This is a genomic window from Nocardia amamiensis (assembly GCF_015477605.1).
In the GTDB taxonomy this organism is placed as follows: domain Bacteria; phylum Actinomycetota; class Actinomycetes; order Mycobacteriales; family Mycobacteriaceae; genus Nocardia; species Nocardia amamiensis_A.
Genome location: NZ_JADLQX010000200.1, coordinates 1 through 623, shown reverse-complemented (window position 1 = coordinate 623; position 623 = coordinate 1). Strand labels below are relative to the sequence as shown.

Here is a 623-nt window from a genome sequence, read left to right as displayed (position 1 = left end):
GCGGCCATCACATCCCGCGCCAACGGCCGCATCGAGGACCCGTCGGCGGCGATGTGATGCACCGCCACCGCCAGCACATGCTCCTGGTCCCCGACCCGCAACAGCCGCGCCCGCACCGGCACCGCCGCCGCCACATCGAATCCCGCCCCCAACACCTGCCCCACCCGCTGCATCAACTCCGCCTCGGCCACCGCCACCGGCGACAGATCCACCCCCACCGCCTCCACCGGCACCACCACCTGCACCGGACCCGTCTCGTCGCTGGGATACACCGTCCGCAGCACCTCGTGCCGGTCGAGCACATCGGCCACCGCGGCCTGCAACGCCGCCACATCCAACTCCCCCGACAACCGCAACGCCAACGGCATGTTGTACACCGCCGAGGCGGTGTCGAACTGATCGATGAACCACATCCGCTGCTGCGCGAACGACAGCGGCACCCGCGCCGGACGCTCCCGCATCCCCAGCGTGAGGCGGCCTCCCTCGCCGGCCCGGCCGGCCGCCCGCGCCGCCAGCGCTCCCACCGTCGAGGCCTCGAACACCTCCCGCACCGGCACCCGCGCATCGATCGCCGCACCCACCCGCGACACCAGCTGCGTCGCCAGCAACGAGTTGCCTCCCAA

At 72.6% G+C, this 623-nt stretch carries 1 protein-coding gene; it reads right to left on the bottom strand.

The window, feature by feature from the left end; all coding sequences use genetic code 11:
* Window positions 1-608: condensation domain-containing protein (locus IU459_RS37470; RefSeq protein WP_324199184.1), on the bottom strand; the 608-nt coding region annotated here is incomplete at its 3' end.
* Between the last annotated feature and the right edge of the window lie 15 nt (window positions 609-623).